Origin of the sequence: Magnetospirillum sp. LM-5 (assembly GCF_902729445.1) — a bacterium.
In the GTDB taxonomy this organism is placed as follows: domain Bacteria; phylum Pseudomonadota; class Alphaproteobacteria; order Rhodospirillales; family Magnetospirillaceae; genus Magnetospirillum.
This window is the reverse complement of the sequence record NZ_LR746518.1, coordinates 1-8,675: the sequence shown is the minus strand read 5'-3', so window position 1 is coordinate 8,675 and position 8,675 is coordinate 1. Positions and strand designations below refer to the sequence as shown.

Below are 8,675 nucleotides of genomic sequence, written 5' to 3'. Positions count from 1 at the left end.
AGCCTTTAATCTGGTTCACACCCTCTGCCGTCACCCCCGGACTTGATCCGGGGGTCCATGCTGCCGGAGGCAGCTTCGCCACCATGGATTGCCGGGTCAAGCCCGGCAATGACAATCAAGAAAGGCTGATCCGGGCTTTATGCTCGCGGCTCTAAGACACAGATGAACACAGATAAACACAGATGAAATTATTTACTTTTCATTTCATCTGTGTCCCGCGAAGCGGGTATCTGTGTTCATCTGTGTCTGAACTCCCGCCCTCTACGACGAGATGGTTGAGCCTTTAATCTTCTATGGACGTGATCCAGTGGTCCATGGATTGCCAGGTCAAGCACGGCAACGACGATCAAGAAATGCTGATCCGGATTTTAGGCTCGGCGCGATAAAAAGAAGCGGAAATAGTCCCGTCCAGATAGGGCACCACGCGTCCGCCGATCCGCACCCGATCGCCCGCCATGTCCAGGTGCAGCGTGCCGCCGCGCGCCGACACCTGGCGTGCCACCATCTTGTCCTTGCCCAGCCGCTTGGCCCAGAACGGCGCCAACACGCAATGGGCCGAGCCGGTCACCGGGTCTTCCGGCACGCCCTTTCGGGGCGCGAAGAAGCGCGAGACGAAATCCACCTGATCGGTACCCGGCGCGGTGACGATCAGCGCCCATTGCTTCAATGCCGCCACCCGATCAAGGTCGGGCGTCAGCCGGGCGACGATGTCCGCCGCATCGACCACGCACAGCAGATGGTCCTGGGTGGCCAGCACCTCGCGCACCGGGGCGCCGACGATGCGGTCGATGCCGTCGGGGAAGACGGTCGGGCGCGGCTTGTTGGCGGGAAAATCCAACACCAGCCGGTCGCCGTCGCGGGTCACCGGCAAAGGTCCGCTTTGCGAGGCGAAGGTGACCGCGTCGCCCGGTTCCAGATGGGTCAGCACCACCCAAGCGGAAGCCAAGGTGGCATGGCCGCACAAGGCGACCTCGACCGTCGGCGTGAACCAGCGCACCCGCCAGCCGGAAGATTCCTTGACCAGGAAGGCGGTTTCGGACAGGGCGTTCTCGGCGGCGACCGCCTGCATCCAGGCCTCGTCAGCCCAGCGATCCAGCACGACCACGGCGGCCGGATTGCCGGTGAACGGACGCTCGGCGAAGGCATCGACCTGCCACAGGCGATGGCTCATGGGGTGAACTCGGCGACGGTGTGCATGTGGTTCAAGGGGCCGTGGCCGCTGCCCAGCCCCGGCGCGGTCTCGATGGCGCGGCGCACATAGGCGCGGGCGCGATCGACCGCCGCCTCCAGCCCCAGCCCCTGCGCGATGGAGCAGGCGATCGCCGAGGCCAAGGTGCAGCCGGTGCCGTGGGTCGAGCTTGTATCGATGCGTTTCGACGCCCAACGCCGGGTGCCGCCGCTCCAGGCCAGCAGATCGACCAGATCGTCGCCGTCCAGATGGCCGCCTTTCAGCAGAACCGCCGCGGGTCCCTGGGCCAGAAGGTCGCGGGCGGCGGCTTCCATGTCACCGGCACCCATGATGCGCCGGCCCAGCAGCACCTCGGCTTCGGGGATGTTGGGGGTGATCAAGGTGGCGCGGCTGACCAGCCGTTCGACCAACGCCTGACTGGCATCGTCGGCCAGCAAGGGGGCGCCGCCCTTGGCCACCATCACCGGATCGACCACCAGGGGCACGTTGGGGGTGAAGCGTTCCAGTGCGTCGGCCACCGCCTCGATAATCGGGACGGTCGCCAGCATGCCGGTCTTGACACAATCGGCACCGATATCGGTGGCGACCTTCTCAATCTGCAAAGCCACGAAATCGGGCGGCACCGGATGGATGCCGAACACTCCGTGGGTATTTTGTGCCGTCAAGGCGGTGATGGCGGTGGCGGCATAACCGCCCAGCGCCGACACCGCCTTGATGTCGGCCTGGATGCCGGCACCACCGCCCGAGTCCGAGCCGGCGACGATCAGGACGCGGCCTTTCATGATGTCCTCCCGGTGCGAGCGGCAACGGTATTCTTGCCGATCAGGTAACAATACAGGGCGGCAGGGGTGTGGGTGATGCCGATGTCGTCCACCCTGGTAAAGCCCTGCTTCGTTCTGGTGGTCGCCCGGACCTCTTCCAGGTCGTTCCTGCGTGCGAATTCGACCAGCCCGTCCAGTTCACGCGGATGATCATGGAACCGGTCGCTCCATTTGGCTTCCACCGCCCAGAGAGGGGCAAGGTGCGCCGGATCGACATAGACCATGTCCACCTCGCCATCACCCTTGCCTCGGCCACGTTTCCAGCGGGCATAATGCAGATTGGCGAACCCGTCCGAGTGAAACCATTGACTGAACAAGGCGGTCTCGACCACGCTGCCGACGTTTTCGCTGTCCTCGGTCACTGGACGAAACAGGGCGGCACGCATCGACGGGTTGGTCAGATAGACCTTGAACTCCCGCTCGCGGGCGAAGGTGTTCGCTTTTTCATCGACGCGCCTCACTCTAACGATCAGGAAGGCGGCCTCGAGATAGTCCAGATAACGCGAAATCGTCGGCTTGGATACGCCCGACGACTGCGACAATTTCTCCAGACTGACCGCATTGCCGGTGTTATAGGCGATACTGGTGAACAGCCGGTTCAGTTCCTGAACGTCGCTGATCCCGTAAAGGCTGGGCAAATCCCGCAACAGTACCTTCTCGATGATGTCACTCTTGACGTAGCGGGCCGGATTGTCACGCGCAAGGTCCGAGAAGACCGCCTCGGGATAGCCGCCGTAATTGATGTAATTGATGAATTCCCGGTTCAAAGCCGCAATATCGTTCGATACGTACTCTTCGCCCTGCCTGGATACCAGCGACCTCTCGCATTCCATGAAGGCCAGGTATTCGGCGAAGGTCAGGGGTGGCAGATGGAAATCGGTGAAACGCCCCGCCCCCGATTCTTTGGACGCCCGCGCCAGGGCGGCGGCCGACGATCCGGACGCTACGAAATTCGCCATCGGATATTTATCGACCAGGGCCTTAAGGTGGGTTTCCCAATCCTTCAGATATTGAACCTCGTCGAACAGGACGAAGCACTCATCGTCGCGGCCCAGGGCGTTGGCGTCGAGGAACAGGCGGAGCAATCGCTCCAACCCCATCCCGGAATAGGTGGGAGTATCCACCGAGACGTAAAGGATGGACGCTGCCGGAACACCATCGCGGATCAAACGCCCGATCGCCTGCTGCATCATCACCGTCTTGCCGACCCGCCGCGGCCCCATCAGGACCACGGCACGCCGGATAGACCGCTCCACCAGCAATCCAAAGAAGCTGTCGAAATAGGCCCGACGCGGGAGCGCCTCGTATCTGCGGTCGATCCGACCCAGTTCCCACCAGGGATTTTCAGCCCGCAGGCTGTCCAGGACTTCGTTCTTGGAAATCTCCAGCATCGCACACCTTAAGCAAAGACAACTTTGCCTAACACGGAAACCTTTGGGAAAACAACAGAATTAAGGCGACGCCGCCTGCTGGATCACCCCGACGATGTCATCGACGACCTGGGTGACCAGCGTCTGGTCCTCGCCCTCGGCCATGACGCGGATCAGGGGCTCGGTGCCGGATTTCCTGATCAGCACCCGGCCGGTGCCGTCAAGGCGGCCCTCGCCGCCCTTGATCGCCGCCTTGACCGCATCGGACTCCAGGATCGCCGACGGCGAGCCCGACACCCGGACATTCTTCAACACCTGCGGGAACGGATCGAACAGATGCAAAATCTCGGATGCCTTCTTGCCGGACCCCACCAAGGCCGCCAGCACCTGCAGCGCCGCCACCAGACCGTCGCCGGTGGTGGAATGGTCGGACAGGATGATGTGGCCCGATTGCTCGCCGCCGACATTGAAGCCGTCGCGCCGCATCCGTTCCAGCACATAGCGATCGCCGACGGCGGTGCGGAACAGGGTCAGGCCCTGGCCCTGCAGATACTTTTCCAGGCCCATGTTGCTCATGACGGTGGCCACGATGCCGCCGCCCTTCAACAGGCCGCCCTGCCCCCACGAGGCGCCGATCAGGCCCATCACCTGATCGCCGTCGATCACCGTGCCCTTCTCGTCGCACAGGACCAGGCGGTCGGCGTCGCCATCCAGCGCGATGCCCAGATGGGCGCCGTGCGCCACCACCTGGGTCTGCAGCGTCTGCGTATGCAGCGAGCCGCAATCCTGGTTGATGTTGACGCCGTCGGGATGAATCGCAACCGGAATGACCTCGGCCCCCAGTTCCCACAGCACGGTGGGGGCGACCTTATAGGCGGCGCCGTTGGCGCAATCGATGACGATCTTCAGGCCGTCCAGGCGCAGCCCGCGCGGGAAAGTGGCCTTGGCATATTCGATATAACGGCCGACGGCGTCGTCCAGGCGCCGGGCCCGGCCCAGATGGTCCGAGCCCACCCGGTAGGCGGCCAGCCCGTTTTCCATGCTGCCCTCGATGGTCAGCTCGTCCTCGTCGGACAGCTTGAACCCGTCGGGGCCGAACAGCTTGATGCCGTTATCCTGATAGGGATTGTGCGAGGCCGAGATCATCACGCCCAGATCGGCGCGCAGCGAGCGGGTCAGCATCGCCACCGCCGGAGTCGGCAGCGGCCCCAGCAGCACCACATCCATGCCGACGGCGATGAAGCCGGCGGTCAGCGCCGGCTCCAGCAGATAGCCCGACAGCCTGGTGTCCTTGCCGATCACCACGACATGGCGATGGTCGCCACGGGTGAAGTGACGCCCGGCGGCCATGCCCAGCTTCAACGCCGTCTCGGCGGTCATCGGGTCGACATTGGCGGTTCCGCGGATACCATCGGTTCCGAACAGCTTGCGGCTCATGCGGCATTACGTCCTTGTTACGGGTCAGGCCCATGGGAATAGCCCCAAATCCCCCGCGAAGGGAAGGGGTTGTATGTCAGGCGACGGCGCCCCACCTGTCGCTAAAAGGTCCAAGGGAGGCCGCCATGGGTAAAAATCGCAACTATCTGGATGCCGTCAGCGGTCTGATGATCGCCGCCTTGTTCGCGCTGGCCGGGCTGGTGGTGCTCGCCTGGGCGGTCAAACCCGACTTGCCGCTGACCTAGCGTTTTCACGCCAAGCGTGAACACGCGGGCCAGCCCGAGCGGCGCCTGAGCGGCCCGGCACGGGCCAAACGTAAGATTCTAGACCGGTTTCCGCTCGGGCGGAAAACGGTCTGAGCCCCAAAAGCGGTCATTTCTTCGATCCGGGCGGAATCAGAAACGACTTCTTTTCGAGAACGTCACGAATATGCGTGGAAAAGCCCTTCGGATTGAACGGCTTGACCAGGAAGCCGTTGACGCCCAGGTCCTTGGCCTTCTTGGCCACCTCGCCTTGCTGGGTCGAGGTGAACATCACCACCGGGATCGACGACACCTGCGGGTCCATCGAGCCGCGAATGCCGCCCAGCAGGGCCAGGCCATCGACCGGCTTCATCTCGACGTCGGAAATGACGATGTGGGGGTGGCGTTCGCAGACCAGCCGCAGGGCCTGGCTGCCTTCCTCGGCGATCAGGACCTCGGCCGCGCCCATCGCCGTCAGCAATCGGGTCACCAGATCGCGGGTGGTCTCTTCGTCCTCGACCACCAGCGCGATGGTGTCGTTTCCCGCGAACTTCTCCAGCATTCCCCGCTCCCCCACTCGCCGACGCCTGAGAATACCAAGGAGGGCCTCGACAAGCAAAGCCTCGGCGGGCACCATCGGCGCCGACAAGGGGGATGAATGATGTTGGAACTTCTCCGTACGCACGATCACTACGTGCTGGCGGCCGTCGCGCTGTTCGGCACGCTGGCGGCGGCCGCGGCCTTTTTGTGGCTGGCCCACCGATCCCGGCTGGCGCCGCAGATCGCCAGTTTCCGCGGCCTGTCGCCGCCCTTCGTCAACGTCGTCGGCGTCCTGTTCGCCCTGACCCTGGCCTTTCTGGCCAACGACACCTGGAACGCCCATGACCGGGCGGTGACGGCGGTCTATCACGAGGCCGGCGCGCTGCGGACCATCCGCGCCCTGGCGGTCGAGCTGCCCGAAGCGAGCCGGGACGGATTGGATCGGGCCATCGAGCGCTATGTCGCCATCGTCGTCACCGAGGAATGGCCCCTGCTGGCCAACCGACGCGCGTCGGCCGCCGCCGTCGATGCCCTGGCCGTGTTGCAGGCCGAATTGTCGCGGCCGGTCATCGCCCATGCCCTGGCGCCGGCCGCCCACGCGCAGATGCTGCAACAGGCGATGGAGGCCCGCGACGCCCGCGAGACCCGCATCGCCCTGTCGCAAACCCACGTCAATCCGCTGAAGTGGCTGGGCATGGCCTTCCTGGGGCTGTTGACCCTGATTTCCATCGCCATGGTCTATGTCGATCAGCCCAAGGCCGAATTGCTGGCCATCGCCCTGTTCGCCGCCGCCGCCGCCCCCACCGCCGCCATCGTGCTGATCCAGGGCAACCCGTTCCAGCCGCCGGGCGCCGCCTCGCCGGCGCCGTTGCAGGCCCTGCTGAAATAGGCCTCGTGTGGTGGCCTGCTTATCCCAGAAACTCGCATGCGAATTTCTGGGGCAGGACACTAGTCGAAGTCCGCCGCCAGCGCCGCCTGCATGGTCGCGTCGATCATCGCCATATGGCCGTAATGGGGGTGGTCGACAACGAAGACCGGCCGGCTGGCGCGATCGCGAAAGGCGGCGACCTGGGCCGGGGTGAAGGGGAAATGGATGAAATGGACGCTCGACGCCTTGCCGGTCTCGTCGGTCCGTTCCAGGTCGGCCTCGGGGATGCCGGCCACCCGTTCGCCGGCCACGGCGATGCTCATCGAATGTTCGATGCCGCCAAGATCGGCCAGTACGGCCCGGCGCAGACGCTCGTCGTCGATTTCGATCAGCACCGTCGCCACCAGTTCGCCCCCTTGCGGGATCAGACTGTTATAGGCCTCGAGCTCGCCGGGAATCTGGGCGTCACCGCCCTTCTCGACCCGCAGCATCTCGTGCACCTGCATCCACATGCTGTCGTAGGATTCGAACAGCACCGTCATATGGGGACCGACCGCCAGCCGGCGATGACGCTTGGCCTCGATCAGGGCGCGGCGGCGGTCGGCCCGCACCGCTTCATAGGCGGCCATCGGCATGATGTCGGCGGCGGTGAGGACGCGGGGGCTCATGACGCTTTCTCCAATCCATAGGCACGGGCGAGAATTTCGATCGGGTGACGGGCTTCGCTGCTGCCGCCGCCCATGTCGGCCATGCCCTGGACCAGATGGGCGCCGGCCAGCGGGCATTCGGAACAGGTGGTGGCGCAGCCGGAATCCTTCAACTGGCGCATCGCCGGCCGGCCGACCTTCATAGCCAGCGGAAAATGCTCGACCGCCACGCCCCAGGCGCCGCCATGGCCGGAACACCGTTCGATGGCGGTGACCGGGGTGTCGGGGATCAGGCGCAGCATCTCGGCCCCCTTGGCCCCGATATTCTGGGCACGGGCATGGCAGGCGACATGCAGGGCGACACCGCCGGCAATCGGCGTCAGGCCGGACGCCAAGCCATGGTCGCGGGCCAGCATCACCACATATTCCGAGACGTCATAGACGGCCCGCGCCAGGCGGGCGACATCGGCGTCGTCGGGCTCGATCAGCGGCCATTCGAACTTCATCATCAGGGCGCAGGACGGCACCGGGGCGACGACGTCGTAGCCCCGATCAACCCATTCCAGCAAGAACTTGGCGATCCGCCGCGCCTTGGCCCCGACGCGGGCCAGGTCGCCATGTTCCAGTTGCGGCATGCCGCAGCATTCGGGGTGGACCGCCTCGACCTCGACGCCGTTATGGGCCAGCACCGCCAAGGCGGCGGTACCGATCGACGGCGTGTTGAAATTGACGAAGCAGGTCGAGAACAGCACCGCCTTGCGCCCGAAGGCCGGCGCCAGAGTGTTGACGACGGGCTTGGTCTTCCGCGCCCGCCCGAGGAAGGTGCCGCTTGCATAGGTCGGCAGTTCGGCGTCGCCTGCGGCATCGATCAGGTCGAACAGGCGGGGAAACGAATCGCACAAATTGAAGCAGCGGCGGCAACCATGGCAGATCTCGAACTGCCGGCGCATTTCCGCATCCAGCGCCGCCGGATCGGTGAAGTCCGGATCCTTCCAGGCATAGGGGTGGCGCACGGGCGCCTCGAGACTGCCTTCCCGCATGATCGCCTCCATCGGGCAAGCGACCCGGAGCCGAAGCTCCGGGCCAGATCAGGGAAAATCCAGACCGTTTTCCGCCCACGCGGAAACCGGTCTAGAGTCTTACGTTTGGCCCGTGCCGGGCCGCTCAGACGCCGCTCTGGCTGGTCCGCGTGTTCACGCTTGGCGTGAAAACGCTCTAGGAGCCCAGATTGTCCAGCGCCTTCTGGAAGCGCCCGGCATGGGACTTTTCGGCCTTGGCCAGGGTTTCGAACCAATCGGCGATCTCGTCGAAGCCTTCTTCGCGGGCGGTTCGGGCCATGCCCGGGTACATGTCGGTGTACTCGTGGGTCTCGCCGGCCACCGAGGCCTTCAGATTGGCAGCGGTCGAGCCGATGGGATGGCCGGTGGCCGGGTCGCCCACCGGTTCGATGAATTCGAGATGGCCGAAAGCGTGGTCGGTCTCGCCCTCGGCGGTCGAGCGGAACAGGGCCGAGACGTCGTTATGTCCCTCGACGTCGGCCTTCTGGGCAAAATACAGGGCA

9 protein-coding genes are annotated in these 8,675 nt (G+C 64.7%); 1 reads left to right on the top strand and 8 read right to left on the bottom strand.

The genetic code is table 11. From position 1 onward, the window contains the following. Nucleotides 1–346: 346 nt before the first annotated feature. The 5 genes from MTBLM5_RS18605 to MTBLM5_RS18585 form a co-directional block, all read right to left on the bottom strand. On the bottom strand, nt 347–1,171 hold the full coding sequence (locus MTBLM5_RS18605) for a PhzF family phenazine biosynthesis protein (protein ID WP_173977540.1): 825 nt from the start codon (nt 1,169–1,171) through the stop codon (nt 347–349). Then, nucleotides 1,168–1,971 (bottom strand): bifunctional hydroxymethylpyrimidine kinase/phosphomethylpyrimidine kinase, encoded by an 804-nt coding sequence (gene thiD, locus MTBLM5_RS18600; protein WP_173977539.1) that lies wholly within the window; start codon nt 1,969–1,971, stop codon nt 1,168–1,170. The genes MTBLM5_RS18605 and thiD overlap by 4 nt, the downstream gene beginning before the upstream one ends. Then, nucleotides 1,968–3,401 carry an ATP-binding protein gene (locus tag MTBLM5_RS18595; protein WP_173977538.1) on the bottom strand — a complete coding sequence of 478 codons (1,434 nt, stop codon included), beginning with the start codon at nt 3,399–3,401 and terminating at the stop codon, nt 1,968–1,970. Before MTBLM5_RS18595 ends, thiD begins: the two co-directional genes overlap by 4 nt. Nucleotides 3,402–3,461: 60 nt before the next feature. Next, entirely contained in the window at nt 3,462–4,817 is a 1,356-nt protein-coding gene (gene glmM / locus MTBLM5_RS18590) for a phosphoglucosamine mutase (RefSeq protein ID WP_173977537.1), read from the bottom strand. A gap of 372 nt (nt 4,818–5,189) precedes the next feature. Beyond that, nucleotides 5,190–5,621 (bottom strand): response regulator, encoded by a 432-nt coding sequence (locus MTBLM5_RS18585; RefSeq protein ID WP_173977536.1) that lies wholly within the window; start codon nt 5,619–5,621, stop codon nt 5,190–5,192. Between the two features lie 96 nt (nt 5,622–5,717). On the opposite strand from MTBLM5_RS18585, the gene MTBLM5_RS18580 reads away from it, so the two are divergent. Beyond that, a complete protein-coding gene (locus MTBLM5_RS18580; protein WP_254431129.1) occupies nt 5,718–6,488 on the top strand; it encodes a DUF4239 domain-containing protein in 771 nt (256 codons plus the stop codon). Nucleotides 6,489–6,547: 59 nt separating this feature from the next. On the opposite strand, the gene MTBLM5_RS18575 is transcribed toward MTBLM5_RS18580, so the two are convergent. From MTBLM5_RS18575 to MTBLM5_RS18565, 3 genes are all read right to left on the bottom strand, one after another. After that, nucleotides 6,548–7,135 carry a DUF3501 family protein gene (locus MTBLM5_RS18575; RefSeq protein ID WP_173977535.1) on the bottom strand — a complete coding sequence of 196 codons (588 nt, stop codon included), beginning with the start codon at nt 7,133–7,135 and terminating at the stop codon, nt 6,548–6,550. Next, on the bottom strand, nt 7,132–8,154 hold the full coding sequence (locus tag MTBLM5_RS18570; RefSeq protein ID WP_173977534.1) for a heterodisulfide reductase-related iron-sulfur binding cluster: 1,023 nt from the start codon (nt 8,152–8,154) through the stop codon (nt 7,132–7,134). Before MTBLM5_RS18570 ends, MTBLM5_RS18575 begins: the two co-directional genes overlap by 4 nt. Before the next feature lie 175 nt (nt 8,155–8,329). Then, the coding region (locus MTBLM5_RS18565) for a rubrerythrin family protein (RefSeq protein ID WP_173977533.1) at nt 8,330–8,675 on the bottom strand (346 nt) is incomplete at its 5' end.

Bases quoted from the DNA above. Each gene is read 5' to 3' on its own strand.
- MTBLM5_RS18605 (WP_173977540.1), bottom strand. From the start codon at position 1,171: ATGAGCCATCGCCTGTGGCAGGTCGATGCCTTCGCCGAGCGTCCGTTC.
- thiD (WP_173977539.1), bottom strand. From the start codon at position 1,971: ATGAAAGGCCGCGTCCTGATCGTCGCCGGCTCGGACTCGGGCGGTGGT.
- MTBLM5_RS18595 (WP_173977538.1), bottom strand. From the start codon at position 3,401: ATGCTGGAGATTTCCAAGAACGAAGTCCTGGACAGCCTGCGGGCTGAA.
- glmM (WP_173977537.1), bottom strand. From the start codon at position 4,817: ATGAGCCGCAAGCTGTTCGGAACCGATGGTATCCGCGGAACCGCCAAT.
- MTBLM5_RS18585 (WP_173977536.1), bottom strand. From the start codon at position 5,621: ATGCTGGAGAAGTTCGCGGGAAACGACACCATCGCGCTGGTGGTCGAG.
- MTBLM5_RS18580 (WP_254431129.1), top strand. From the start codon at position 5,718: ATGATGTTGGAACTTCTCCGTACGCACGATCACTACGTGCTGGCGGCC.
- MTBLM5_RS18575 (WP_173977535.1), bottom strand. From the start codon at position 7,135: ATGAGCCCCCGCGTCCTCACCGCCGCCGACATCATGCCGATGGCCGCC.
- MTBLM5_RS18570 (WP_173977534.1), bottom strand. From the start codon at position 8,154: ATGCGGGAAGGCAGTCTCGAGGCGCCCGTGCGCCACCCCTATGCCTGG.